This window comes from Hominimerdicola intestinalis (assembly GCF_054655215.1).
In genome coordinates, this window is sequence record NZ_BAAHNZ010000011.1 from 1 (window position 1) to 25,071 (window position 25,071).

General features: G+C 49.3%; 24 protein-coding genes and 2 pseudogenes. 22 read left to right on the plus strand and 4 right to left on the minus strand.

The features are described 5' to 3' along the window. From ACYQ0H_RS09750 to ACYQ0H_RS09825, 16 genes and pseudogenes are all read left to right on the plus strand, one after another. Positions 1 to 69 (plus strand): annotated as a pseudogene (locus tag ACYQ0H_RS09750) (transposon-encoded TnpW family protein); the annotation flags it as partial. Positions 70 to 147: 78 nt separating this feature from the next. Beyond that, positions 148 to 513: a hypothetical protein gene (locus tag ACYQ0H_RS09755; RefSeq protein ID WP_002596498.1), complete on the plus strand. Its 366-nt coding sequence runs from the start codon at positions 148 to 150 to the stop codon at positions 511 to 513. A gap of 87 nt (positions 514 to 600) precedes the next feature. Beyond that, positions 601 to 1,443, plus strand: a pseudogene (locus tag ACYQ0H_RS09760) (VirD4-like conjugal transfer protein, CD1115 family); the annotation flags it as partial. A 63-nt stretch (positions 1,444 to 1,506) separates the two neighbouring features. Beyond that, positions 1,507 to 1,722 (plus strand): Maff2 family mobile element protein, encoded by a 216-nt coding sequence (locus tag ACYQ0H_RS09765; RefSeq protein ID WP_003508243.1) that lies wholly within the window; start codon positions 1,507 to 1,509, stop codon positions 1,720 to 1,722. Between the two features lie 70 nt (positions 1,723 to 1,792). Beyond that, entirely contained in the window at positions 1,793 to 2,656 is an 864-nt protein-coding gene (locus ACYQ0H_RS09770) for a VirB6/TrbL-like conjugal transfer protein, CD1112 family (protein WP_007860210.1), read from the plus strand. Positions 2,657 to 2,660: 4 nt separating this feature from the next. After that, on the plus strand, positions 2,661 to 3,569 hold the full coding sequence (locus ACYQ0H_RS09775) for a radical SAM protein (RefSeq protein ID WP_162612832.1): 909 nt from the start codon (positions 2,661 to 2,663) through the stop codon (positions 3,567 to 3,569). A 1-nt stretch (position 3,570) separates the two neighbouring features. Continuing rightward, positions 3,571 to 3,963 carry a PrgI family protein gene (locus ACYQ0H_RS09780; protein WP_006774460.1) on the plus strand — a complete coding sequence of 131 codons (393 nt, stop codon included), beginning with the start codon at positions 3,571 to 3,573 and terminating at the stop codon, positions 3,961 to 3,963. Beyond that, entirely contained in the window at positions 3,923 to 6,319 is a 2,397-nt protein-coding gene (locus tag ACYQ0H_RS09785; protein WP_272121286.1) for a VirB4-like conjugal transfer ATPase, CD1110 family, read from the plus strand. Before ACYQ0H_RS09780 ends, ACYQ0H_RS09785 begins: the two co-directional genes overlap by 41 nt. Continuing rightward, on the plus strand, positions 6,316 to 7,272 hold the full coding sequence (locus ACYQ0H_RS09790; protein WP_459812667.1) for a DNA-methyltransferase: 957 nt from the start codon (positions 6,316 to 6,318) through the stop codon (positions 7,270 to 7,272). Before ACYQ0H_RS09785 ends, ACYQ0H_RS09790 begins: the two co-directional genes overlap by 4 nt. After that, positions 7,269 to 9,236, plus strand: a complete 1,968-nt coding sequence (locus tag ACYQ0H_RS09795) for a C40 family peptidase (RefSeq protein ID WP_459812668.1) — start codon at positions 7,269 to 7,271, stop codon at positions 9,234 to 9,236. The genes ACYQ0H_RS09790 and ACYQ0H_RS09795 overlap by 4 nt, the downstream gene beginning before the upstream one ends. A 21-nt stretch (positions 9,237 to 9,257) precedes the next feature. After that, on the plus strand, positions 9,258 to 9,524 hold the full coding sequence (locus ACYQ0H_RS09800; protein WP_003508256.1) for a DUF4315 family protein: 267 nt from the start codon (positions 9,258 to 9,260) through the stop codon (positions 9,522 to 9,524). Continuing rightward, positions 9,514 to 10,239, plus strand: a complete 726-nt coding sequence (locus tag ACYQ0H_RS09805) for a DUF4366 domain-containing protein (RefSeq protein ID WP_044942466.1) — start codon at positions 9,514 to 9,516, stop codon at positions 10,237 to 10,239. The genes ACYQ0H_RS09800 and ACYQ0H_RS09805 overlap by 11 nt, the downstream gene beginning before the upstream one ends. Continuing rightward, positions 10,236 to 12,311, plus strand: a complete 2,076-nt coding sequence (locus tag ACYQ0H_RS09810; protein WP_044942468.1) for a type IA DNA topoisomerase — start codon at positions 10,236 to 10,238, stop codon at positions 12,309 to 12,311. Before ACYQ0H_RS09805 ends, ACYQ0H_RS09810 begins: the two co-directional genes overlap by 4 nt. Continuing rightward, on the plus strand, positions 12,308 to 12,676 hold the full coding sequence (locus tag ACYQ0H_RS09815) for a cysteine-rich VLP domain-containing protein (protein WP_002584962.1): 369 nt from the start codon (positions 12,308 to 12,310) through the stop codon (positions 12,674 to 12,676). Before ACYQ0H_RS09810 ends, ACYQ0H_RS09815 begins: the two co-directional genes overlap by 4 nt. A 125-nt stretch (positions 12,677 to 12,801) precedes the next feature. Beyond that, positions 12,802 to 16,149 carry a YodL domain-containing protein gene (locus ACYQ0H_RS09820; RefSeq protein WP_058118381.1) on the plus strand — a complete coding sequence of 1,116 codons (3,348 nt, stop codon included), beginning with the start codon at positions 12,802 to 12,804 and terminating at the stop codon, positions 16,147 to 16,149. A gap of 4 nt (positions 16,150 to 16,153) precedes the next feature. Continuing rightward, on the plus strand, positions 16,154 to 16,363 hold the full coding sequence (locus ACYQ0H_RS09825) for a transposon-transfer assisting family protein (protein ID WP_002584960.1): 210 nt from the start codon (positions 16,154 to 16,156) through the stop codon (positions 16,361 to 16,363). Positions 16,364 to 16,564: 201 nt separating this feature from the next. On the opposite strand, the gene ACYQ0H_RS09830 is transcribed toward ACYQ0H_RS09825, so the two are convergent. The 3 genes from ACYQ0H_RS09830 to ACYQ0H_RS09840 all read right to left on the minus strand — a co-directional run bounded on the left by ACYQ0H_RS09830 (position 16,565) and on the right by ACYQ0H_RS09840 (position 18,745). Next, positions 16,565 to 17,899 carry a relaxase/mobilization nuclease domain-containing protein gene (locus tag ACYQ0H_RS09830; protein WP_044942473.1) on the minus strand — a complete coding sequence of 445 codons (1,335 nt, stop codon included), beginning with the start codon at positions 17,897 to 17,899 and terminating at the stop codon, positions 16,565 to 16,567. Beyond that, positions 17,860 to 18,189 (minus strand): plasmid mobilization protein, encoded by a 330-nt coding sequence (locus ACYQ0H_RS09835; protein WP_002584958.1) that lies wholly within the window; start codon positions 18,187 to 18,189, stop codon positions 17,860 to 17,862. Before ACYQ0H_RS09835 ends, ACYQ0H_RS09830 begins: the two co-directional genes overlap by 40 nt. A gap of 199 nt (positions 18,190 to 18,388) precedes the next feature. Then, positions 18,389 to 18,745 carry a helix-turn-helix transcriptional regulator gene (locus ACYQ0H_RS09840; protein ID WP_044942672.1) on the minus strand — a complete coding sequence of 119 codons (357 nt, stop codon included), beginning with the start codon at positions 18,743 to 18,745 and terminating at the stop codon, positions 18,389 to 18,391. A gap of 398 nt (positions 18,746 to 19,143) precedes the next feature. On the opposite strand from ACYQ0H_RS09840, the gene ACYQ0H_RS09845 reads away from it, so the two are divergent. The 6 genes from ACYQ0H_RS09845 to ACYQ0H_RS09870 all read left to right on the plus strand — a co-directional run bounded on the left by ACYQ0H_RS09845 (position 19,144) and on the right by ACYQ0H_RS09870 (position 23,846). Further along, complete coding sequence (locus ACYQ0H_RS09845; protein ID WP_003431289.1) at positions 19,144 to 19,329, plus strand: cysteine-rich KTR domain-containing protein; 186 nt, start codon at positions 19,144 to 19,146, stop codon at positions 19,327 to 19,329. A gap of 16 nt (positions 19,330 to 19,345) precedes the next feature. Further along, positions 19,346 to 20,329 (plus strand): 23S rRNA (adenine(2503)-C(2))-methyltransferase RlmN, encoded by a 984-nt coding sequence (gene rlmN / locus ACYQ0H_RS09850; protein ID WP_002584956.1) that lies wholly within the window; start codon positions 19,346 to 19,348, stop codon positions 20,327 to 20,329. A gap of 473 nt (positions 20,330 to 20,802) precedes the next feature. Next, a complete protein-coding gene (locus tag ACYQ0H_RS09855) occupies positions 20,803 to 21,240 on the plus strand; it encodes a sigma-70 family RNA polymerase sigma factor (protein WP_003502131.1) in 438 nt (145 codons plus the stop codon). Continuing rightward, positions 21,224 to 21,466, plus strand: a complete 243-nt coding sequence (locus ACYQ0H_RS09860; RefSeq protein WP_002604473.1) for a helix-turn-helix domain-containing protein — start codon at positions 21,224 to 21,226, stop codon at positions 21,464 to 21,466. Before ACYQ0H_RS09855 ends, ACYQ0H_RS09860 begins: the two co-directional genes overlap by 17 nt. A 455-nt stretch (positions 21,467 to 21,921) precedes the next feature. Continuing rightward, positions 21,922 to 22,095 (plus strand): transposon-encoded TnpW family protein, encoded by a 174-nt coding sequence (locus tag ACYQ0H_RS09865; protein WP_002604472.1) that lies wholly within the window; start codon positions 21,922 to 21,924, stop codon positions 22,093 to 22,095. A 77-nt stretch (positions 22,096 to 22,172) separates the two neighbouring features. After that, positions 22,173 to 23,846: a recombinase family protein gene (locus ACYQ0H_RS09870; protein ID WP_058118380.1), complete on the plus strand. Its 1,674-nt coding sequence runs from the start codon at positions 22,173 to 22,175 to the stop codon at positions 23,844 to 23,846. Here the strand turns inward: ACYQ0H_RS09870 and ACYQ0H_RS09875 are convergent. Next, positions 23,839 to 24,885, minus strand: a complete 1,047-nt coding sequence (locus ACYQ0H_RS09875) for an MFS transporter (protein WP_459812669.1) — start codon at positions 24,883 to 24,885, stop codon at positions 23,839 to 23,841. The genes ACYQ0H_RS09870 and ACYQ0H_RS09875 overlap by 8 nt on opposite strands. Positions 24,886 to 25,071: the final 186 nt, after the last annotated feature.

Sequence of the window (25,071 nt, forward strand, 5' to 3'; positions counted from 1 at the left end):
GATACCAGCACTGAAACCATGAGCGATAAAATCAAGCGTATGCTCAAAAACGAGATACAGCAGATGTGACCGGCTGATAAAGCCAGCCGCCTTGTGTTAAACTGATGATGGTACACACCAAAACTTTTAGCCAAGGAGGACATGAAAATGCTGTACACAGAAAAAGAGAAAACTGAGATTGAACGGGTACGAAAGGTGTTCGCCGAGCATCTTCAACAAAGCACTAATTTTGAACTGCTATGGTCTGATAAAGTGGGCTTTGTCTGGCTGGCGATTGGCCTAAACCCGCTTTATGTTGATACCGGAAGGAGGATAGAGTCTGCCGCCGATCTCTGTCACGAGTGCCTGGATGATGTTGCGATGGATGTTCTGTATATGACAGGCAACGACCACGCGATAGAAGAAGCCGACCCGCTGGAACTGGCCGAGATTAAGCGGCGCTGGAAACCCTATATCGACCAGTTGCCGGAATATGCGTATCTTTGCGATGAACTGTTAAGCAGACGCAAGTAACCTCACCCACCTGAGTGTCAGGAGCATGGAAGTGCTTCTGGCACTTTTTTTGTGGCTTTTTTGTGAATTTGATTAAAAAGTCCTTGACAACTCGTTTCGGGCAAAACAGCAAAATCAATCCTCATTTCTTGCGGTGCGAGGCTTGCGCCTTTTGATATTAAGGAATTGCGCGATCTCATGTCCTACGACGAATTAGAACTTGACACGTTAGGCGACAGAAAGAGCGCACTTTTCCTCATAATGAGCGATACGGACAGCACGTTTAATTTTGTTATCGCTATGCTGCAATCGCAGCTTTTCAATTTGCTTTGCGACAAAGCGGACGACGAATATAACGGCAAATTGCCTGTTCACGTCCGCTTTTTGCTTGACGAGTTTGCGAACATCGGACAGATACCCCGATTTGATAAACTGATTGCCACAATCCGCAGCCGGGAAATGTCCGCTTCTATCATTCTGCAATCGCAGAGCCAGCTAAAAGCCATTTACAAGGACGCGGCAGAAATCATACTTGATAATGCCGACAGCACCTTGTTTTTGGGAGGACGTGGGAAAAATGCAAAGGATATTTCGGATAACTTGGGACGGGAAACAATTGACAGTTTCAACACTTCCGAAAATCGCGGCACGCAGGTTTCTCATGGACTTACTTATCAAAAATTAGGAAAGGAGTTGATGACACAGGACGAAATAGCAGTTATGGACGGTGGGAAATGTATTTTGCAGCTACGCGGTGTACGTCCCTTTTTAAGCGACAAATACGATATAACGAAACACCCGAACTACAAATACCTTTCCGACTTCGACAAGAAAAACGCTTTTGATGTGGAACGGTATATGTCTACCCGCCCGGCAATAGTAAAGCCCGATGAAGCCTTTGACATATACGAAATAGATTTGTCCGACGAGGACGCAGCCGCCGAGGAATAACGGCGGCATTTTCATTTTCAACAACATTTTTTGAGCCGCAAAGCGGCAGAAAGCGAGGTTTATATGGATTTCTTTAACAGCGCAGTTGGTGTATTGCAGACTTTGGTTATCGCGCTTGGCGCAGGTCTTGGCATTTGGGGGGCTATCAACCTCATGGAGGGTTACGGCAACGACAATCCGGGCGCAAAGAGCCAGGGCATGAAGCAGCTTATGGCGGGCGGTGGCGTCGCGTTGATCGGCGGCACCCTTGTTCCGCTTCTTTCCAAACTTTTTGGATAATGCCTAAAACAAATACCACCCGCCGCGCCCTCTCGGAAACGGGAGGGCGCGGGAAAGGAGGGATTAACTTTTGATATGGCAGATGATTGAAGATTGGTTTCGCGGCATTTTGACAGACGGGATTTTATCGAACCTCTCCGGCTTGTTTGACAGCGTAAATACAGAGGTTGGAGAAATTGCAACGCAAGTCGGCACGACCCCCGCCGGGTGGAACGCGGGCATATTCAACATGATACGCAGCCTTTCGGAAAACGTCATTGTACCGATTGCGGGCGTTATCATTACCTTTGTCATGTGTTATGAACTAATCCAGCTTGTAATTGAAAAAAACAATCTGCACGATCTCGACACTTGGATTTTTTTCAAATGGATTTTCAAAACCTTTGTTGCGGTGCTGCTGGTAACAAATACTTGGAATATCGTCATGGGAGTTTTTGACGTTACGCAGAGCGTCGTCAATCAGAGCGCGGGGGTTATCATATCCGATACAAGCATAGACGTTACCACTGTCATTACCGACATTGAAGCAAAACTCGACGCTATGAGCGTGGGCGGTCTTTTGGGGTTATGGTTTCAATCCCTCTTTGTAGGGCTTACCATGAAAGCCCTGTCAATCTGCATTATGCTTGTGGTGTATGGGCGCATGATTGAAATATATCTTGTAACGAGCGTTGCCCCTATCCCGATGGCAACAATGGTAAATCACGAATGGGGCAGCATGGGACAGAATTACTTAAAATCTTTGCTTGCGCTTGGTTTTCAAGCGTTTTTGATTTTGGTGTGTGTCGGCATTTATGCGGTGTTGATACAGACAATCGCAGCGACCGACGACATATCCGGCGCGATCTGGGCTTGCATGGGCTATACCGTCCTCTTGTGCTTTACCCTTTTCAAAACAGGGAGCCTTGCAAAGAGCGTCTTTTCGGCACATTAAGGGGGTGAGTTATGATTTGAAAATCGGCTTAATCGACGTTGACAGCCATAATTTCCCCAACCTCTGCTTGATGAAGCTATCCGCGTATCATAAAGCAAAGGGGCATACGGTGGAATGGTGGAACACAAAGGAGCGGTACGACCTTGTATATAAAAGCCGCGTCTTTACGGACACCTATTCCAAAGACACGATAACCGTTACCAACGCGGAACAGGTCATTTTCGGCGGTACGGGCTACGACACGAAAAACCGCTTGCCGCCGGAAGTGGAACACAGTTACCCGGATTATTCAATCTACCCGCAGTTTTTCGGGATTGCTTACGGCTTTTTAAGCCGGGGTTGTCCGAGAAATTGCGGGTTTTGCATTGTCAGCGGTAAAGAGGGACGCAAAAGCGTTAAGGTTGCGGATTTGTCCGAGTTTTGGAAATGGCAGCCGGAAATAAAAATCATGGACGCTAATCTGCTTGCCTGTCCCGACCATGAAAATCTCATTGAGCAGCTTATACGAAGCCGCGCATGGGTGGATTTTTCGCAAGGGCTGGATATTCGCCTTGTGAACAGGGATAATGTCAGCCTGTTAAATCGGGTACGGATAAAAGCGGTACATTTTGCATGGGATAATCCCGACGAGGACTTGACCGGGTATTTCCAACGTTTTTTGGATTTGACAGCTATTAAGAGCAGCCGCCAGCGGCGCGTGTATGTTCTTACCAACTACGGCAGCACTCACGAACAGGATTTATACCGCGTGAACACCTTGCGGGCTATGGGCTTTGACCCGTATGTGATGATTTACGAGCGTCCAACCGCCCCGCCTGTTACCCGCCATTTGCAACGGTGGGTAAACAACAAGCGGCTTTTCTATGCTGTTCCCCGCTTTGAAGATTACATTCCGGGCAGAAAGGAGGTTTGAAATGGCGTATGTAACCGTCCCAAAGGACTTAACAAAAATCAAAAGCAAGGTAATGTTCAACCTTACCAAACGACAGCTAATTTGTTTCAGCGCGGCGGTAGCAATCGGACTGCCGCTGTTCTTTTTGGTAAAAGGCAGCGTTGGAACGAGCGCAGCGGCATTGTGCATGGTGCTTGCCATGCTGCCTATGTTTTTGCTTGCCATGTACGAGAAAAACGGGCAACCGCTGGAAGTGATTATTCGGCAATTTGTGGAAGTGAAGTTTCTTCGCCCCAAAGAGCGACCTTATCAGACCAACAATTTTTATGCCGCCCTTGCGCGGCAAGAGCAATTAGATAAGGAGGTACGGGCGATTGTCAAAGGAAAAGAAAAACACCCAAAACGAAAAGCGTAAACTTTCCCGACAGGAAAGAAAACAGATAGATACCCTTATCCGACAGGCAAAGGGCGACGGGAAGCCCCATACGGCGCAGGACAGCATACCGTTTGAGCGAATGTATAAGGACGGGATTTGCCGCCTTGCAAACGGGCGGTATTCCAAGTGCATTGAGTTTGAGGATATAAATTATCAGCTTGCGCAGCCGGACGACAAAACCGCCATTTTTGAAGCCCTTTGCGATATGTATAACTCGTTCGACGCTTCTATCAACGTGCAGCTTTCCCTAATCAGCCGCCATGCGAACAAGGACGATTTCAAGAACAGTATCACGATTGCGCCGCAGAATGACGATTTCGACAGTATCAGAGCAGAATACACCGAAATGCTTAGGACGCAGCTTGAACGCGGAAACAACGGGCTTATCAAGACCAAGTTTCTTACCTTTACCGTTGAAGCAAAGGACATCAGATCGGCGCGGGCGCGTCTTGCCCGCATTGAAACGGACACCCTCAACCATTTTAAGGTGATCGGCGCGGCGGCGCGGGTATTGGACGGGAAACAGCGTCTTGAAGTGCTGCATGGGATTTTCCACCCGGATGGGGAACGCTTTAACTTTGCGTGGGAATGGCTACCCGCAAGCGGTCTTTCCGTCAAAGACTTTATCGCCCCGTCCTCTTTCCGATTTGGCGACGGGCGAATGTTTCAAATGGGCGGCAAGTTTGGTGCGGTTTCCTTTTTGCAGATCGTCGCGCCGGAACTTTCCGACCGTATGCTTGCTGACTTCATGGACGCGGAAAACGGGATTATCGTCAATCTGCACATTCAGAGTATCGACCACAACGAAGCAATCAAGACGATTAAGCGCAAGATCACCGACCTTGACCGCATGAAGATTGAAGAACAAAAGAAAGCAATCCGCAGCGGTTATGACATGGATATTATTCCGTCCGACCTTGCCACCTACGGCGGGGAAGCAAAAAACCTACTCCGCGATTTGCAGAGCCGCAACGAAAGAATGTTTCTGCTTACGCTGCTTGTCTTAAACCTTGCAGATACCAAGCAGAAATTGGATAACGAAGTGTTCGGGGCGGCGGCAATCGCACAGAAATACAACTGCATTTTGACCCGCCTTGACTACCGGCAGGAACAGGGGCTTATGTCCTCTATCCCGTTGGGGGAAAACCTTATCCATATCCAGCGCGGCTTGACGACCAGCAGCACCGCCGTTTTCGTTCCCTTTACGGTGCAAGAGCTGTTCCAAAGCGGCGAAGCATTGTATTACGGCTTAAATGCCCTTTCCAACAACATGATTTTGTGCGACCGAAAGAAGCTGAAAAACCCCAACGGCTTGATACTCGGCACACCGGGCAGCGGCAAAAGTTTTTCTGCAAAACGTGAAATCACAAACGCTTTTCTTATCACGTCCGACGACATTATCATTTGCGACCCCGAAGCCGAATATTACCCCCTTGTCGGACGTTTGAAAGGACAGGTTATCAAGGTTTCGCAGAACAGCACGCAGTACATTAACCCTATGGATATTAACCTCAATTACAGCGAGGGCGACACGCCCATAGCCTTAAAGAGCGATTTTATCCTTTCCTTTTGTGAGTTGATTATGGGAGGTAAAAACGGGCTGGAAGCTGTCGAAAAGACCTTGATTGACCGCGCTGTTATCAGCGTGTACCGCAACTACCTTGCCGACCCGAAGCCCGAAAATATGCCGATTTTGGGCGACCTCTACGACGAGATCAAGAAGCAGCCGGAAAAGGAAGCGCAGCGTATCGCGGCGGCATTGGAACTCTATGTAAACGGCAGCTTGAACATTTTTAACCACAGGACAAACGTTGACATTCATAACCGCCTTGTCTGCTTTGATATTAAGGAACTCGGTACGCAGCTTAAAAAAGTCGGTATGCTTATCGTCCAAGACCAAGTATGGAACAGAGTAACGGTAAACCGCAGCGAGGGCAAGGCGACGCGGTATTACATCGACGAGTTTCATTTGCTGCTCAAAGAGGAACAGACCGCAGCATACAGCGTCGAGATTTGGAAGCGTTTTAGGAAGTGGGGCGGTATTCCGACAGGTATCACCCAAAACGTGAAAGATTTGTTGTCGTCCCGCGAGGTGGAGAACATCTTTGAAAACAGTGATTTTGTGTATATGCTCAACCAAGCCCAGGGCGACCGGGAAATCCTTGCCAAGCAGCTTAACATTTCACAGCAGCAAATGACCTATGTAACCCATTCCGAAGCGGGCGAGGGACTTATCTTCTATGGCAACGTGATTTTGCCCTTTATTGACCGTTTCCCAAAAGATACGGAACTCTACCGCGTGATGACGACCAAGCCCGGCGAGGTGTCAGCATGAAGATAGAAACGGATAAAATCTATTGCGGCGACAGCTTGCAGGTGCTTCAAACCTTGCCGGATAACTGTATGGATTGTTGCGTAACGTCCCCGCCCTACTATGCTTTGCGCGATTACGGCACAGACGGGCAGATCGGACGGGAAGCAACGCCGGAGGAATATGTTTCCCGCATTACAGCGGTTTTCCATGAGGTAAAGCGGGTGCTTACGCCGGAGGGTACTTGTTGGCTGAATATCGCGGACACTTATTGCGGCACAGGCAGCAAAGCCGACCACCAAGACCCGAAATATCCCAAAGGCAGGAACGGGCAGCAAGTGGCGGTAAACCACCGCGCCCCCGGCTGCAAGCCGAAAGACCTAATCGGTATTCCGTGGCTTGTAGCCCTTGCCTTGCGGGGCGACGGTTGGTATTTGCGCAGTTCTATCATTTGGCACAAGGGAAACGCCATGCCGGAAAGCACGCGGGACAGACCGACGCGCTGCTATGAATATGTGTTTCTGCTTACCAAGTCGAAGAAATATTACTACGATTGGCAAGCGGTAGCCGAGCCGATAGCCCTCACAACGGCGGGTCGGCTGAAAAGCGGAGTTAGCAAAGGAAACAAGTATAACGTTACTGTTCCGGGGCAAAACCAACCGCAGAAAATCAACCGCCCCCGCGAAAAGGGCGCATACGCCGATGAGTTGATATGCCCCGTCCGCAGCCGCCGCAACGTTTGGCAGATCAACACAGCTTCCTATCGCGGCGGGCATTTCGCAGCTTTCCCGCCGAAACTTGCGGAAACGTGCATTTTGGCGGGCTGTCCCGTCGGCGGGATTGTCCTTGACCCGTTTTTAGGCAGCGGAACCACCGCAGCGGCGGCAAAAAGCCTTGACCGCCGCTATATTGGTATTGAGATCAACCCCGAATACTGTAACCTTGCGAAACAGCGGATTGGAGGTGAAAGCCCATGAGCAAGGAATGGAAAGCCCCGGACAAGGTAACGCAGAAAATGACCCGCGACGGTGCGGTTGCGGAAAACCTCACGACGGGCGAAACGTCCAGTATCAGCGAAAGGCCGCAGGAGGAAAACTATTCAGCCCCCGCAGGCGCGGCAGCGGAAAAGGTTGTGCAGCATATCGGCGCAGAGATTGAGCGACACGCAGCAAAAGGCGCGGAGAAAAAAGCCCTTGACGCGGCGCAGCCTAAAACCCATTCTTCCCGCTTGCAGTTTTCCGAAGCGGAACGGGCAACGCCGGACCTGCAAAAGGCAATCAAAAAATCCGATACGGCGGCTGACCGTTTAGACAAAGCGCGGGCAGCTATCCCCAAACAGACCAAAATCACAAAAGAGCGCGTTTTTGACGAAGCCAAAGGCAAAGCAAAGACGCGCCTTGCTTTTGAAAAGACGGATAAGCCCCCAAACGGCAAATTGCGTCATAACCCGTTATCCCGTCCGGCGCAGGAATTGGACGCCGCCGTACATGGAAAAATCTATGAGGTGGAGAAAGAAAACGTCGGTGTGGAAAGCGGACACAGGATAGAACTTGTGGGCGAGAAAGCGGGCGGCATGACGACGCGGGCAGTAAAACGCGGCATACGCAGCCATAAGCTGAAACCCTACCGGGCAGCGGCAGCAGCCGAGAAAAAGGCAGCAAAGGCAAACGCCGATTTCCTCTATCAAAAGGCGCTGCATGATAACCCCGCCCTTGCGCACTCCAACCCGATTTCCCGTTTTTGGCAAAAGCAGCGCATTAAAAAGCAGTATGCAAAGGCGTTGAAAACAGGCGGCAAGGTGAAAAAGACCGCCGAAGCCACCGCAAAGGCGGCAAAGAAAACGGCGCAGGAAACCAAACGGGCGACGTTCTTTGTCGTCCGACATTGGAAAGGCTGTTTGATTGTGGGCGGGATTGCCTTTATTGTGCTTCTGTTTTTCGGCGGCTTGTCCTCTTGTTCCCTGTTCGGCGGCAACAGCGGCAGCGGCTTGATTGCGTCGTCCTATCTCTCCGAGGACGCGGATATTACAGGCGCAGAAAGCGCGTATGTCGCTATGGAAGCCGAGTTACAGGATATGCTGGATAATATCGAAAGCGAATACCCCGGCTATGACGAATACCGGGTAACGGCTGACGAGATCGAGCATGACCCGTATGTGCTAATCTCTATCCTCTCCGCTTGGCATGAGGGCGTGTTTACTCTCGATGAAGCGCAAAGCACCCTTGAAATGCTCTTTGATAAACAGTATATCTTGACGGTTACGGAGGAAGTCGAGGTACGCTACCGCACCGAAACGCGGACGGACAGCGAGGGCAACGAATACGACGTTGAAGTAGCCTATAACTATTACATTCTCAATGTGGATTTGGAAAACTTCAACCTCTCCCATGTTCCCGTTTACATTATGGGCGAGGAACAGCTATCCATGTACGCTATGTATATGTCGTCGCTTGGGAACAGACCCGACCTTTTCCCGCAATCCGGCTATATTTCAAAATACTATGAAAACCCGCCAGCGGATTATGAAATCCCGCCCGCCTATCTGGAAGATGAACAGTTTGCGCGGCTCATTGAGGAAGCGGAAAAGTATGTCGGTTTTCCTTATGTGTGGGGCGGCAGCAGCCCGGAAACCTCTTTTGATTGCAGCGGTTTTGTTAGCTATGTGCTGACGAACAGCGGCCTATACAATACGGGCAGACTTGGGGCACAGGGGCTTTACAACATTTCAACCCGCGTTTCCAACCCGCAGCCGGGGGATTTGGTTTTCTTTACGGGTACATACGACACACCGGGCGTATCTCATGTGGGTATCTACGTTGGCGAGGACGGGGACGGAAGCCCCGTCATGCTGCATTGTGGCGACCCGATACAATACGCAAAACTTGATACAAGCTATTGGCAATCCCATTTTTACGCCTATGGGCGGCTACATTACAACTGACTTTGAAAGGAGTTTATTTCTATGGCAAACACGAAACTTGACCGTATCGAACGGGATATTGAGAAAACGAGGGCGAAAATCCTTGAATACCAAAAAAGACTGAAAGACCTTGAAGCGCAGAAAATCGAGGAAGAAAATGCGCAGATCGTTCAAATGGTGAAAGCGGTACACCTTGACGGGGCGCAGCTTGCCGCGTTCCTCTCCGCTTACGCCAGCGGCGAAATTGCTTTGCCGCAGCCGGACGCAGACTATACCGACGAACAGGAGGAAACCGAAGATGAAGCATAAAAAACTGTTCCGCAGCGTTACCGCTTTGCTTGCCGCCCTTGTACTCATGGGCGGCTTTTCTGTTACCGCTTTTGCGGGCGGCGGTGACGTGAGCGACGAGCCGCCTACCCCCGTAACCGAAACCGAGCCGGAAGAAACGACGGGCGGCTATGAGCCGCAGCCTTTAACGCCGGAGGGCAACATGAGCCTTGTGGACGACATAACGGGCGAAGCGTCCGGCGATAAGCAGTTTATTACCGTCGTTACGAAAAACGGAAACTATTTTTACATCATCATTGACCGCGCCGAGGACGGAGAAAACACCGTCCATTTCCTCAATCAAGTTGATGAAAAAGACCTTTTGCAGCTTATGGAGGACGAACAGACCGAAGCCCCCGCTTGTAGCTGTACTGAAAAATGCGTTGCCGGAAGCGTCAACACCGATTGCCCCGTTTGCAGCGTCAATATGAGCGAGTGCGCGGGCAAGGAAGCCGAGCCGGAGCCGGAAGAAACCGAGCAGCCGGAGCCGGAGGAAGATAAAGGCGGCGGCATGGGCGGTGCTATTCTGCTTGTCGTGCTGCTTCTTGCCGCAGTAAGCGGCGGCGCGTTCTATTACTTTAAGATTATGAAGCCCAAAAAGGACGCGGCAAAAGGCAGCAGCAACCTTGACGATCTCGATTTTGACGAGGACGACGAGGAAGAATTAGAAACCGAGCAGGAGGACGAGGAAGTATGAAACTTGTAATTGCAGAGAAACCGAGCGTCGGGGCGGCGATTGCCGCCGTTATTGGCGCGAATGAAAAGCGCAGCGGATATTTTGAGGGCAGCGGCTACCTTGTGTCGTGGTGTATCGGGCATTTGATTAGCCTTGCAGACGCGGCAACCTACAACGAGCAGTACCGAAAATGGAAGTATGACGATCTCCCCATTGTCCCGCAGGATTGGCAGTTTACCGTTGCCAGCGGCAAGGAGCAGCAGTTTTCCGTACTCAAAGACCTTATGCAGCGCAGCGACGTTTCCGAGATTGTCAATGCGTGCGACAGCGGGCGCGAGGGAGAACTCATTTTTCGATTTGTCTACGAACAGGTAAATTGCCAAAAGCCCTTTTCCCGCCTTTGGATTAGCAGCATGGAAGAAAGCGCAATCCGCGAGGGCTTTTCAAACCTCAAAGACGGGCGCAGCTATGACAACCTCTATCAATCCGCGCTTTGCAGAGCAAAGGCAGATTGGCTTGTCGGGATTAACGCGACCCGCCTTTTCTCTATCCTCTATCACAAAACGCTGAATGTCGGCAGAGTGCAGACGCCCACCCTTACCATGCTGGTAAACCGCGACTATGCGATCAGCAGCTTTAAGAAAGAAAAATATCATGTTGTCCGTCTGGACGCGGGCGGTGTTTCGGCTTTGTCCGAAAGGCTGAACGAAGAAGCGGCGGCGCAGCAGATGAAAGCGGCTTGCGAGAAATCGCAAGCCGTTTGTACTTCCCTCAAAAAAGAGAAAAAGACCGTTGCACCGCCGAAGCTGTTTGACCTTACCGCGTTGCAGCGCGAAGCCAACCGCCTGTACGGGTTTACGGCGAAACAGACCCTTGATTATGCGCAAGCCCTCTACGAAAAGCGGCTTTTGACCTATCCCCGCACCGACAGCAAATATATCACTTCCGATATGCAGCGCAGCACAAAGGAACTCATTACCGGGCTTTGTTCGCTGCTTCCCTTTATGCGGGACGTGAAGCTGCAAGCAGACCTTACAAGGGTTTGCGACAACAGCAAAGTAACCGACCACCACGCTATTTTGCCGACAGCCGAGTTTTTGAAAACGGGCTTTTCTTCCCTTACCGACAGCGAAACAAAACTTATGACCCTTGTATGCGCGAAGCTGCTTTGCGCCGCAGCCGCGCCCTATGAATATGAAGCGGTTACGGCGGTTATCTCTTGCGGCGGTTATACCTTTACCGCAAAGGGAAAGACGACGCTTTGCGAGGGGTGGCGTGAGATTGAAAAGCTGTCCCGCGCCGCGTCCGAGGAACAGGACGAGGACGCAGAGCCGGAAACCGTTTTGCCGCCGCTTGCCGAGGGGCAGACCTTTGACAATCCGGCAGCGGAGATCTCCGAGCGTTACACGCAGCCCCCAAAGGCATTTACCGAAGATACGCTTCTGTCCGCTATGGAGAACGCGGGCAAGGAAGAAACGCCGGAGGACGCAGAGCGCAAAGGGTTAGGCACTACCGCAACGCGGGCGGGTATCATTGAAAAACTCATTAGCGCGGGCTTTGCCGAGCGCAAGGGCAAAAAGCTAATCCCCACAAAGGACGGGTATAACCTTGCCGCTATCCTGCCCGAAGTCCTTACGTCCCCGCAGCTTACGGCAGAATGGGAAACCCGCCTTACCGGGATTGCCAAAGGCAGCGACAGCCCGGACGATTTCATGCGCAGCATTGAGGAAATGACAGCGGGGCTTGTCAAGACCTATTCCGCGATTTCCGAGGATAAAGCGAAGCTGTTTACCCCGCAGCGGGAAGCAATCGGCACTTGCCCCCGTTGCGGCGCGGCGGTTTACGAGGGCAAGAAAAACTTTTACTGCTCCGACAGGGCTTGCAGCTTTGTGATGTGGAAGAATGACCGCTTTTTTGAGCAGCGCAAAAAGGCTTTCACAAAGGCGATTGCCGCCGCCCTTTTGAAAGACGGAAAGGTAAAAATCAAAGGTATGTACTCGACCAAGACGGGAAAGACCTTTGACGGAGTTGTGCTGCTTGCCGACACAGGCGGCAAGTATGTAAACTTCCGCGTCGAGCAGAACCGAAAATGATAAGGCTTGATGAAAAGCAATACCGCGCCGTAAAGAAAATGACCCGCGCCGCTTGTGCAAACAACGATTGCGGGAATTGTCTGCTGCTGGACGACGGGGAAACTTGCGTTTGTGTGCAGAGTATCAGCTATTCGCTGCTATGCCGCTATTTCCGCGAAGCGGTATTACCCGCCGACAGGCAGCTTTGCGAACAGATCACCCGCAGCGGGGAAACCGATTTGAAGCGTTGCGCGGTATGCGGCAGCACGTTTGCGGCGGGCAGCAACCGGGCGAAATACTGCCCCGATTGCGCGGCAAAGATACGCCGCAGACAGAAAGCCCAAAGCGAGAGAAACAGGCGTTTACGGATAAAAACAACTACATAGCAAGCACAGCAAACGAGTACCCGTTTGCGAGAAATGCCCGCGCTTCCCATAGAGAGCGCGGGCATTTTGCTTGTTGGGATAGTCCCAAACCCTTATATGACCGAGAAAGGACGTGATGAAAGAATATGCCGTATTCCTCATACGACCATGACAAATTGGAAACCGCCGAAACCATGCGGATAGAACGCCGGATATATTTTGAAGCAAAGGACAGGGAGATTGCCCCTTATGCTTCCTTGCCGATTGCGCAGCTACTTTCCATGCGCAGCGAAAGCGCGGCGGCAGAACAGGCGATTTTTGACGACCTTAAAGAACGCGCCGCCGCATGGGAAGAACAGGCGGGAAGAACGCTTTTGCTGGATAAAACACTTGAATATGTGAGAACGCCGCACGTCCAGCACACCGCTAACGAGTGGCAGACCACCGAGCATAACCGCCATATTCGCAGCAACCGGGTATATCAGATGAATTACTACATTTACGAGAATACCCGCTACGACAAAGAAGCGCAGAAATCTATCCCGTATTCATGGACGCTTACATGGAGCGTGCGCACCAACAGCCCAAGCAGAACCCAAGCGAAGATTGCCGGACAAGATAGAAAGGTTTTCACCGACAAGGCAGCTATGGAAAAGTATCTGAATGGGCGTATCAAAGCGTATGACCGTCTGTTTACGGAAATCTCCCCGCCTATCCCGCAGGAGTACGCCGACTATTTCAAAGTAAACGGTATGCTCATGCCGGACTACACCATAGAGGGCGAAGAACCCCCGCAGCAGCAACAGGCGGCAGCTATCCCCGAAAATACCGGGCAGGAAAAGGAGCGTGAACACATGAGCGAACAGTTTTCTATTATGATAGGCAACCGCAGCCGCTTTGACGCGGGCGACCCCGGCGGCTATTGGCTGGATATGCCCGCCACAAAGGAGCAGTTGCACGAAGCTATGCGGAACGTCGGCATTACCGCCGACAACCCGCAGGATTTTTCCATTCGCGGCTATTCCGACGACCCGGAGAAACATATTGCCTTGCCTTATGAAATGGTATGCGCCGCCGACGTGGACGAACTCAATTTTCTTGCGGCGCGGCTCGAACAGCTTGACCCCGCCGAGGTTGGCAAGCTGAACGCAGCCTTGCAGCAGAAAAACGGGCTTGCAAATATTGGACAGGTAATTGACTTCACCTACAACGTGGATTTCTACGTCCATATCCCCGAAGTACATAACTACCACGATTTGGGCGACTATTACTTAAATCAATCCGGCATGGTACAAATGCCCGAAGAATGGAAAGGCGGCATTGACCTTTCTACTTTTGGCAGGAACGCTGCCGCGCAGGAAAAAGGCGCGTTTACCGAGTACGGCTATATCGTGGAAAGCGGCGACGAGTGGGAACGGCAGTTTGAGGGGCGCGAAGTGCCGGAAGAATACCGCATTATGAGTTACCCGCAGCCGGAGCGCGGCGAACAGGACAAAGCCTATATGGACGCAGCCGAAACGCAGCAAGCAGACGCACAGGCCGCAGAGCCGCAGCAGCCCCGCCCCGTCGTCCCCATTATCCTTACTTCCGAAAAGCCCGCCGAAAAGGTAAAGGAGATCACCGCGCGTTTGGAACAGGGCGTACAGGCGATTTTTGACAGCGACCGCTACAAAGAGTTTCTTACTGCCATGTCGAAGTTTCACGATTACAGCTTGAATAACACTATCCTAATTGCCATGCAGGGCGGCAATTTGGTAAAGGGCTATTCACAATGGCAGAAAGAGTTTGACCGCCATGTAAAGAAAGGCGAGAAAGGCATTAAAATCTTTGCCCCCGCGCCCTACAAGGTGAAAAAGCTGGTTGATAAAATCGACCCCGAAACGAGAAAGCCCATGCTTGACCGCGAGGGAAAAGTGGTAAAGGAAGAAAAGGAAATCACCGTCCCCGCCTTTAAGGTTATAACCGTCTTTGATATTTCGCAGACCGAGGGCAAGGAGTTTCCCGACCTTTCCGTTAAACCGCTGCTTGCCGATGTGGAGCAGTACGAGGATTTTTTCGCCGCCCTTGAAAAAGCGTCCCCCGTCCCGATTGCATTTGAGCAGATCACAAACGGCGCAAATGGGTATTTCAGTTTGACCGACAAGCGTATTGCAATCAAAGAGGGCGTGAGTGAATTACAGGCGGTAAAGACCGCCATTCACGAAATCGCCCATGCGAAGCTGCACGACGTAGACTTAAACGCCCCGCCGGAGCAGCAAAACCGCGTTGACCGCCATACCTGCGAGGTAGAAGCGGAAAGCGTCGCTTATACGGTTTGCCAGCATTTCGGCCTTGATACTTCCGATTACTCTTTCGGCTATGTGGCTGGTTGGAGCAGCGGCAAGGAAATGACCGAGTTAAAAGCGTCCCTTGAAACAATACAGACCACCGCAAAGGAACTCATTACCGAGATTGAGGGGCATTTTACCGAGTTGCAGCAGCAGCGGCAAGCCGAGCAGGAGCAGGGCGATACCTTTTCCATTTATCAGTTAAAGCGCGGGGACGAAACAAGGGACTTGCGCTTTGAGCCTTATGACCGTCTGCAAGCGGCTGGACTTACCATTGACCGGGTAAATTATGAACTCGTCTATACTGCACCGCTTACAAAGGATATGACGCTGGGCGACATTTGGGAAAGGTTTAATATCGACCACCCCGCCGATTTCAAGGGGCATAGCCTTTCCGTTTCCGACATTGTTGTGCTTCATCAGAACGACGAGGACACCGCCCACTATGTAGACAGTATCGGTTTTCAGCAAGTGCCGGAGTTTTTGCAGGAGCAGCAGACCCCCGTATTTGACAAGCTGCCGCCCGAACAGCAGCAAGCCTTGTCCGACACCGTACAAGACACTTTGCAAATGCTGGTTGACGCAGACAAGCGGATTTATGGCGACGTTACGGGCAAGACCCTTGAAGCAATCGCGGCGCAAGGATATTCCTACAAGGACGGGCAGCTTGAAAAGCAGCAGCCGGAAGCGACCCCCGACAGCCTTTTGACGGGTGAAACCGTCAGAACGCCGAGGGGCAATTTTCATATTACCGATATGAGCCGTGAACAGATCGAAGCGGCGGGATTTGGTTTTCACCATGCGTCGGAGGACGGGAAGTATCTCATTATGGGGAATGGCACACAGGCTTATGCCATAGCCGCCGAGCAGCCGCAGCGGGATAATCCCTTAAAGCACGTCGAGGACACCATAGAGCAGAACGACAACAATTTTGACGGGCTTATCAACAATACGCCGCAAACGCCCACCGTTGCAGATTTTGAGCAGCGGGCAAAGGCGGGGGAAGCGATTTCCGTTACCGACCTTGCAAAAGCGGTAAAAGCCGAGAAACGGGAACAGCCGCAGAAAAAACCGTCCATTTTGAAGAAGCTGGACGAATACAAGAAACAGGCGGCGCAGCAGCCGAAAGATAAACAGAAAGAGCATAAAAAGGATTTGGAGGTTTGATAGCATGAATACCCGCTTTACCATTGAGGAAGAAAACATTGTTGCGATCTACGCCGAGGACAGCCGGGAAACAACGCTTGAAAATATCCTTGCCGCCATGCCCTACATGGACGAGGATATGCGCCAGCTTGCCGCCGCAGCGGTGAACAAGCTGCAAGCCATGACGGACAGCGAGTTTTCCGAAAGGGAGTTTATCTTGACCGACGAGGAATAGCCCATAGAAAACAGGGGCGCGGTTGCCGATTTCCGGCACCGCGCCCCTGTTCTTTTTTTGTCCTTGCGTGGACAATTAGAAAGCCGTTTTTGCGGGTTTGAATATACTTTATCGTCTATGCTGTTTCCCCGCGCTGGAAGCCGCAGAAACACAGGCGTTTTCAGCCCTTAACGTTCCACTTGCCACCCCATGTTTTGCGCCTTATCGCTCCTGCTCCCGCGCCCTGCTTTGGGACGGGTAAAGAATACTATCGACGTTCTTTTTGACAATGCCGTATTCTTGCATTTGCTTTTTCGCTTGGCGGTAATCCTCATACAATTTGCTTTTTCTGTCGTTTAAGCTGCTATACTCCTTGCGCAGCGCGGCGAGATCGGGCAGCTTCTTTATCTGCATTTCCTTTAATGCCCTTGCCGCAGCTTCAAACAGGATAATTTCGCTTTCATGCCCCCGCAGATACTTTTCCTTGTCCCGCGACTTCTTGTATTCCTCGTAAATCGGTTTTAATTGTCGGTATGTGGTCGTGTGCTTGATAAGCAGCGACAAATCAGACATACGCTGCTCTACGTCCTTAACCGCCCTTGCCGCCGCGTCATGGGCGGTCATAATATCGGCTATCTTGCTTTCAAGTTCGCTATAATACTCAATCTTGTTTTCGGTTAGGAAGTTCATGCTTTTAGCAGCCTGTTTCAGATTATGGATTTTTGCCCACCGTTCATAGCCCGCCGACTGTTGGGCTTTGATACTGTTTTCAAGATCGACGACAAGCCGGATTTTCTTATCTTCCCGCAGCGTTTTTGTTTTGGCAACATACACGCCCTTGATACGCTCCTTTATCGCTTCTTCCGTATAGGCCGCGCCGAGCGTCTTTGTGCGGGTAAACCGTTCCTGTCCGGCAGCGCGAAAGGAAATGTATTTGCCCTGTTTGATTTCATACCCCATTTCCTGCAAGCGGCGCAGCAGTTCGTCAAAATCTTTCACTTGGGGAATGAGAGTATCTATCGCCGTTTTCAGCTTTGCTTTGTAGCTTGTCCCTTGCTTTTCGGCGGTGTATTCTGCATAGCTTTTTCCCTTGTCCTGTCCCGGTACGACGACGGATAGCCCATGCTCTTTACATATCCTGTCGCTGGTGCGCCGGATAAAGTGATAGCTTTGCTTGTTGGAATGGTACTTTTTGTAGTCAACGAAGCTAACCGCGTTGAAAATCAAGTGATTATGCAGATGGTCTTTATCGACGTGAGTTGTCAAAACAAACTCATACTTGCCGCCTAATACCGCCCCGGCAAGTTCCATGCCGATTTTGTGCGCTTCTTCCGGTGTGGTTTCTCCCACCGCAAAGGATTGTATCAAGTGCCGCCCTAAATGTGTGCCGCGATCTCCGGCAGCTTCCCGCGTCCATGCAAACTCAATATCGGCGGTTTCCAGCCCGCAGCCGAAAGAGGACGCAAGCAGCTTCCCGTCTGTCTTTTCGGGATTTAAGATATAGTCTATCGCAGCCTTTAAGGTTGATTTAATAGGGTGCGTCTTTGTAACCGCCATATCTCGTCCACCGCCTTTTTAATGTCCTCTATATCCTGCCTGTAAACCGTCCCCGTCGCATTGGCGCGTTTTGCAATCTGGTTGATGTTCCGGCTCACCGCTTGCAGTTCCCGGATATATGCTTTTGTGTCGCTTCGGTCAACGACAAGAATATACCCGTCTATCGCCATTTTACGGAAGTATGCCCCATACTGCTTTATGGGAAGCTGCTTCATCTTCTCGTCGATCAGCCGCTTTTCTTCTTCCGTAACGTAAAACTTCATCTGTATATTTCTCTTTCGGTTTTCCATTTCCGCACCGCCTTTCGGTATAAGGGTTTGGGATTATCCCAACAAGCACTTTTCGCAAACGGGTACTCGTTTGCTGTGCTTGCTATCTACTCCTTATCCCGTTTCAAAGGCAGCGTTTGTTGCACTCTCTTTCTAATTTGGCGCAAAAAAAGATTGCAGCCCCTATGCGCTGCAATCTCCTGCTTCCCATATTGTGAGGTTAGTCCTCTGCTTGTTCGACTTCTGTTATCTCCCTTGCCGTTGCGGTTACAATCCGTATGCCTTTATCGCTCATACCGTCCAGCAGCGCGTCAAGCTGCCGCCGCCCGGTGGATTTCTCCGCATTGCTGTTCGGGAAGAAAAATTGATCTACCGAAATATGATACCGGGTTACAAGGTCATAGAATACCTGTAAACTCGGCTGTTGTCCCTTGTTCTCGATATTCGCAAGGTAGCGCGGGGAAATATATAACTCGTCGCTTACCTTTTTGCGGCTCTCGCCGTATTCATTTCTCGCGGCTTTTATAGCTGCCCCGAAAGCCTTAAAGTCGTACAATGGTACGGGTCTTTTTGCCATTTTCATTCACCCTGTTACATTTTACAGTTCACCTTTCTTTTTGGATATGTCCACACAATTCATATCATTAGGTTAAATACTTCCTGTTGTGTATTGACAGTAGACTGATTTTCTGATAAAATAAAATTTATGTAAAAGGAGGCGGCGTTTATGTTGCATAGCATGCGTATTAGATAAGCATTGAAAAAAAGGATTTTCCCATTTTCAACATGGGCTTTTTTGTCATGCTTATTTTGCGGATGCTATACAAAAAACTAACGACGTATAGATATAGTATAGACATAGTGCAAGCTATGCCTTAGTTTTGTTGTACTGCTCTGTGCATTATAAATGCAGGTCAATGCTCATGTTGAGGATTGACCTGCATTTTTTTGTGTAAAAAGGACGAGTGAAATATAATGCTTAAAAAATATTGGATAAAATGTCCGATTTGTAACGGAAAGACGAGAGTTCAAGTATTTCATAATACTGTATTAAAAGATTTTCCTCTTTTCTGCCCTAAATGCAAATTGACGCATATCATTGATGTAGAAAAATTAGAGATTGTAATCAAAAATACAGAAAAACAAACTTTTATTATTTAGAAGAAAGGATATAAAAATGAAACGTTTACCTAAATATACGCCTGCGGAAGTACGGAATGATCCATACGGATTTACTTACAAAGAAATGTCGGAAGTTATTGGCGAGAATGAAGCAAAAGCCTTATATGAAGAATTATATAAGCAATTACCACGCAAAAAAAATCTATCAATGTTGGTAAAAAATATTTGCAAAAGCAGTGATACTGAAAAGTATGTTTACGAACTGAAAGACAACAAATACATTGAAACGGTTTTTATCAAGCGGCGAGATGGTGGAACTGTTTGCGTGAGCACACAAGTCGGTTGTCCTGTTGGTTGTATTTTTTGTGAGTCCGGGCGAAATGGCTTTGTTCGTAATCTAACATCGTCAGAAATCGTACAACAGATTATATTGTTGCGTCGAAAAGTAAACCGTATCGTTTTTATGGGTATGGGAGAGCCTTTATTCAATTATGACAACTTGATAAAAGCAATCCATATTCTCCGAGATAGATATGGGCTCAACTTTCCAACCGACGGCATTACCATATCAACAGTTGGTCCGGTCGATCAATTAAAAAAATTGCGCGAGGAACATCTTAAAATTCAGTTGACAATATCTTTACACGCAGCAACACAATCTGCAAGAAATCGTATTATTCCTCACATGCGCATATATGCTATTGAAGATGTTGTTAAGCAAGCCTTATCCTATTCTGAAAGGCATAATCGCAAAATTGTCTTTGCGTATTTGCTTTTACCGGGTATAAATGACCGGCCCTCAGATGTAAGACAACTTGCAAAATGGTTTCGGGGCAAAAAAGTTATGATTAACGTGTTACAATACAACCCAACAAGCAATTCAAGAATTAAAGCACCACAGAAACGGGAAATAGTTGCATTCAAACATCAATTAGAGCAAGCAGGACTTGAAGTTACTATGAGAGTTTCTCATGGCAGAGAGATTAACGCGGCTTGTGGACAGTTAGCTAACACATATAATAAATTCAAAAAAAAATGATTAAAAGTGCCAGACGCATAGACGCAGAGCCGATAACGCATTAGGTCAAAAAACCTATGTGTTATCGGCTTTTTTATTTAATATTGCGCAAAAGCCGCTGTTCCCTATTATAGAATGGATTGCGGGTAGTGTATTAAAGTCGCCCTTTTTTAAGGATACGGCGGTATCGGGGAGGTATCGCCGTGTCCATTTTTATTTACTGTAACCCGCCTAATGCTTTGCGGTCAAAAAAAGCTATGCTCCGCAAGCGGGATATTCCGGCTATGAGTATGAACTGTCAATACATCTAAATACTTCTTACATTTCCTTTGCGCTCGTCCGCGTCTTGCGGACGGGCGCATTTTGCTTTTTTCAACTTTTTTCTGAAAAACGCACTCAAGAGCCATCTCCCGAACGGGTACGGAGCGAAAGGGGCAGAGAGGACAAGCCCTTAACTCCCGTCCTCTACTCCACGCGGGAAGGAGGTGAACTCTATGGAGCTATCTTCTTCCGACAAGGAAAGAATACAACATCAGTACGACGCATTAGCAAAGAAAACTTTGGTTGGCGAAGCGAAAAGCCACCGCCGCACTCTTGCGAAACGCGCAGCACGCGAAGTACCTTTTTCGGATTTGAGCGAAAGCGAACTCGCGCAGCTTTTCACAACGGACGAATACAAAAGCGATTATTTCCGTTTTCAAGTGTCCGGCTTTGATGTACTCGTCAAAAATGAACTGCTTGCCGAAGCCCTTAACGCTTTGCCCGAAAGGAAACGCGACATTATCCTTTTGTCCTACTTCTTGGACATGAGCGACGCGGAAATTGCTGAACTGCTGAATGTTGTACGCACGACGGTTTTCCGGCACAGGAAATCCGCGCTTGCGAAAATCAAACAGTATTTGGAGGGAAAAGCAGATGATGAATACCGTTAGGAAATCTGAAAATCTGTTGCCGTTCCCTGTCATTTCCGCAGCGGCAAACGGCGACACAACCGCCATGTGCGCGATCTTGAAGCATTACGAGGGTTACATAGCGAAACTTTGTACCCGCACGCTGAAAGACGACGCGGGCAATACCTATTCCTATGTGGACGAGGAAATGCGTAACAGGCTGCAAGTGCGCCTTATTACCCGCACCCTTGCTTTTCATGTAGGATAATCTTTTAGCCCATGCGGGGAGCGTGTCCCCTTTCCACGCTTCCCGTTATGGGCTATTTGTCGTTCCGTAACAGCACATCGGAAACGGTGTACTGTTACAGGCCGACAAAGCCTATTGTTCCTTGACAAAGAAAGCGGCCTTTGGTGCGCAGCATAACAGGCAACGGGTACATTCCGTCTGTACCGAGCCGGGCGGCGGGTACGCCATGACCGCTTTTCCCCGTTGGGGAAAAGTCGAGCGAGAACTACCGCGCCGTAAAACAAGTTTAGCAGCTTGTGGGCGACGACATACAAGGCGGCACAATGATACTCCCGCGTTGAACACCCTCAAAGTATTGCGCGGCGCACCCATAAGCATGGGCCGGGGTGAAACTCCCGTGAGGTTGCAGCTAACAACCGCCCGTTTTGCCTTTTGACGAATATAGTTTATCCATACAGGAAAAGGAGGTTTTTCTAATGGATAAAAAACAGACAATTACAACCGAACGCAAAATAGGGAAAATCACCTATCTTGTTCAAGCGTTGCCGAGTGAAAAGGCAACCGATACAATCCATAAAAAGATTGAAAAACTCATTGTAAAGGATTTGCAGAAAAAGCCCGGAAATCCGGGCTTTTTAGCGTCCGAGTAGTGCATTAGGCGGCGGGATATGGTATAATGATAGCAACACATTATACCTGTTTATTCGGCTGTCGGAAAGGAGGACTAATGTTACAGTCGAATAAAATCACCGCCCTTTACTGCCGTTTAAGTCAAGAGGATATGCAGGCCGGAGAAAGCGGAAGCATACAGCACCAAAAAATGATACTTCAACGCTATGCGGACGAACACCATTTTTTGAACACAAAGTTTTTTGTGGACGACGGATTTTCCGGCGTGAGTTTTGAGCGCGAGGGGCTGCAAGCGATGTTGCAGGAAGTGGAAGCCGGACGAGTGGCGACGGTTATTACCAAAGACCTCTCCCGTCTTGGCAGAAACTATCTGAAAACGGGCGAACTCATAGAGATTGTATTTCCCGAAAACGGAGTGCGCTATATCGCGATTAACGACGGAGTTGACACAGCGCGGGAGGATAACGAGTTTACCCCCTTGCGGAACTGGTTTAACGAGTTTTACGCCCGCGATACAAGCAAGAAAATCCGTGCAGTTAAACAGGCACAGGCGCAAAAAGGCGAGCGTGTCAACGGGGAATATCCATACGGCTATATCCCAGACCCGAACAACCGCCACCACCTTATACCCGACCCGGAAACCGCGCCGATTGTCAAACAGGTTTTCGCTATGTTTGTTAGCGGCGTGCGTATGTGCGAAATCCAAAAATGGCTTGCGGAAAACAAAGTCTTGACGATTGGAGCGTTGCGCTATCAGCGCACAGGACAGGCGCGGTATCAGCGGGCAATGATCGCCCCCTATACTTGGCCGGACAAAACGCTCTATGACATATTAGCAAGGCAGGAATATTTAGGGCATACCATAACCGCGAAAACTCACAAGGTATCCTACAAGTCGAAAAAGACCCGGAAGAACGAAGAAGAACAACGCTATTTCTTCCCAAACACCCATGAGCCGCTTGTTGACGAGGAAACCTTTGAACTTGCGCAAAAGCGGATTGCTACCCGCCACCGCCCGACAAAAGCAGCGGAGATTGATATTTTTTCCGGCTTGCTGTTTTGCGCTGGTTGCGGACATAAGATGTATTACCAACAGGGCGTAAATATCGAGCCGCGCAAGTTTTCCTATTCTTGCGGCGCATGGCGCAACAGGGCAAGGACAGGCAGCGAGTGTACCTCTCATTATATCCGCAAAAACGTACTTCTTGATTTAGTGCTGGAAGATATGCGGCGGATTTTGCGGTATGTTAAGGAACACGAACAGGACTTTATCTGTAAAGCTACCGAGTACGGCGACATGGAAGCGAGAAAGGCATTAGCGCAGCAGCAAAAGGAACTTTCCAAAGCACAGGCGCGTATGACCGAACTTGACACGCTTTTCCGCAAGCTGTATGAGGACAACGCATTAGGCAGACTGACAGATGAACGGTTTGTGTTTCTAACTTCCGGCTATGAGGACGAAAAGAAATCCCTTGCCGCAAGGATAGACGAGTTACAACAGCAGATCGCAACCGTTACCGAGCGAAAAAGGGATATATCAAGGTTTATTCAGATTGTCGGGAAATACAGCGACATACAGGAATTGACCTATGAAAACGTCCATGAGTTTATCGACCGTATCTTGATACACGAATTGGATCGGGAAACCAACACCCGGAAAATCGAAATCCATTACAGCTTTGTCGGACAGGTTGATACCGAGCAGGAGCCGACGCAAGTTGTCAACCATGACCGCCGTAACATGGTTGATGTAAAAAGTATCGCTATCTAACCTCAGCAAATGTAGTTCCGACATATGCGCTTGCCATTTGAATACCGATTATTGACTGTGAATTTTCCTTTCCGAAATTAAACGGAGTAGAATGAATGATAGAGGGGTATATCGGAGCACAGCCTAAGCCTGTAACGACCAGACCGATAAGCGCCGGAAGCACTGAACTGACAGGAAGGATTATCAGAAGTATACCGAAAGCTATGACCGCAAGTCCGATCCTTATAAGTTTTTTATCTCCGAGCCTTTCTGATACAAAGCCGCTTAAAAATCTTCCGAGAGTAATACCCAGATAAAATAGAGAAGCAAATTCAGCCGCAGTTTCAGCAGATGTTTTTCTGTATTCGCATAAATAGCTGCTCGCCCACAGCCCGGCAGTCGATTCCAGTGCACAGTAGCAGAAAAAGGTTATAAGAACATAAGGTACGCCTTTTATTTTCAGTGCGTTTATAATACCCGTAGAAGCTTTGCCTTTTTCTTCGCTTGTTATGTTCTGCTTTTTCCAAAGCGGAAGACTGAAAAACAGCAGCGCAGTAAGAGCGATCTGGATCACGGAAACCGAAAAATATCCCTTATTCCACCCCGCTCCCGAAGAAAGGCAGTAGCCCATTATATACGGGCTGATTGACGCTCCTACTCCCCAGAAGCAGTGCAGCCAGCTCATATGCTTTGAAGCGTAGTTAAGCGCAACGTAATTATTTAGAGCAGCGTCTACCGCTCCTGCACCAAACCCGTAGGGAATTGCCCATACGCACAGGGCGGCAAACGAACCCGAAATAGAAAATCCGAATAATGCAGCCGCCGTCATTAAAACGCTTACAGCCGTTACACGTCCCGTACCCAATCTTTTTGTCAGGTAATCCGACATAAGGCTGGAGATTATAGTTCCCGCCGCAATTATCATTGATACTATACCCATATATGAGATAGGTACGCCAAGCTCTCCGTACATTACCGGCCACGCCGAACCTAGCAGGGAATCCGGAAGTCCCAGACTTATAAAAGCCATGTATATTATTACTATAAGAAATGAAAACATATTTTACCGCCTTCCTGTCTGAATTTTTTAAAGCAAGGTCAGTATAACACAGGATAGGATTTTTTTCAATACTGTATTGCTGTATTTTTATTGACCGAATTATAAATTTAACGGCAGACTTACTGAGCAATTAAAGCGCAGTAAGTCTGCCGTTTTTTAACTTTGCAAATCATATAATTGGCTGCT

Excerpts from the sequence above, each read along its gene's own strand:
- ACYQ0H_RS09755 (WP_002596498.1), top strand. The coding sequence starts at position 148 with ATGCTGTACACAGAAAAAGAGAAAACTGAGATTGAACGGGTACGAAAG.
- ACYQ0H_RS09765 (WP_003508243.1), top strand. The coding sequence starts at position 1,507 with ATGGATTTCTTTAACAGCGCAGTTGGTGTATTGCAGACTTTGGTTATC.
- ACYQ0H_RS09780 (WP_006774460.1), top strand. The coding sequence starts at position 3,571 with ATGGCGTATGTAACCGTCCCAAAGGACTTAACAAAAATCAAAAGCAAG.
- ACYQ0H_RS09790 (WP_459812667.1), top strand. The coding sequence starts at position 6,316 with ATGAAGATAGAAACGGATAAAATCTATTGCGGCGACAGCTTGCAGGTG.
- ACYQ0H_RS09795 (WP_459812668.1), top strand. The coding sequence starts at position 7,269 with ATGAGCAAGGAATGGAAAGCCCCGGACAAGGTAACGCAGAAAATGACC.
- ACYQ0H_RS09800 (WP_003508256.1), top strand. The coding sequence starts at position 9,258 with ATGGCAAACACGAAACTTGACCGTATCGAACGGGATATTGAGAAAACG.
- ACYQ0H_RS09805 (WP_044942466.1), top strand. The coding sequence starts at position 9,514 with ATGAAGCATAAAAAACTGTTCCGCAGCGTTACCGCTTTGCTTGCCGCC.
- ACYQ0H_RS09810 (WP_044942468.1), top strand. The coding sequence starts at position 10,236 with ATGAAACTTGTAATTGCAGAGAAACCGAGCGTCGGGGCGGCGATTGCC.
- ACYQ0H_RS09815 (WP_002584962.1), top strand. The coding sequence starts at position 12,308 with ATGATAAGGCTTGATGAAAAGCAATACCGCGCCGTAAAGAAAATGACC.
- ACYQ0H_RS09820 (WP_058118381.1), top strand. The coding sequence starts at position 12,802 with ATGCCGTATTCCTCATACGACCATGACAAATTGGAAACCGCCGAAACC.
- ACYQ0H_RS09825 (WP_002584960.1), top strand. The coding sequence starts at position 16,154 with ATGAATACCCGCTTTACCATTGAGGAAGAAAACATTGTTGCGATCTAC.
- ACYQ0H_RS09830 (WP_044942473.1), bottom strand. The coding sequence starts at position 17,899 with ATGGCGGTTACAAAGACGCACCCTATTAAATCAACCTTAAAGGCTGCG.
- ACYQ0H_RS09835 (WP_002584958.1), bottom strand. The coding sequence starts at position 18,189 with ATGGAAAACCGAAAGAGAAATATACAGATGAAGTTTTACGTTACGGAA.
- ACYQ0H_RS09840 (WP_044942672.1), bottom strand. The coding sequence starts at position 18,745 with ATGGCAAAAAGACCCGTACCATTGTACGACTTTAAGGCTTTCGGGGCA.
- ACYQ0H_RS09845 (WP_003431289.1), top strand. The coding sequence starts at position 19,144 with ATGCTTAAAAAATATTGGATAAAATGTCCGATTTGTAACGGAAAGACG.
- rlmN (WP_002584956.1), top strand. The coding sequence starts at position 19,346 with ATGAAACGTTTACCTAAATATACGCCTGCGGAAGTACGGAATGATCCA.
- ACYQ0H_RS09855 (WP_003502131.1), top strand. The coding sequence starts at position 20,803 with ATGGAGCTATCTTCTTCCGACAAGGAAAGAATACAACATCAGTACGAC.
- ACYQ0H_RS09860 (WP_002604473.1), top strand. The coding sequence starts at position 21,224 with ATGATGAATACCGTTAGGAAATCTGAAAATCTGTTGCCGTTCCCTGTC.
- ACYQ0H_RS09865 (WP_002604472.1), top strand. The coding sequence starts at position 21,922 with ATGGATAAAAAACAGACAATTACAACCGAACGCAAAATAGGGAAAATC.
- ACYQ0H_RS09870 (WP_058118380.1), top strand. The coding sequence starts at position 22,173 with ATGTTACAGTCGAATAAAATCACCGCCCTTTACTGCCGTTTAAGTCAA.
- ACYQ0H_RS09875 (WP_459812669.1), bottom strand. The coding sequence starts at position 24,885 with ATGTTTTCATTTCTTATAGTAATAATATACATGGCTTTTATAAGTCTG.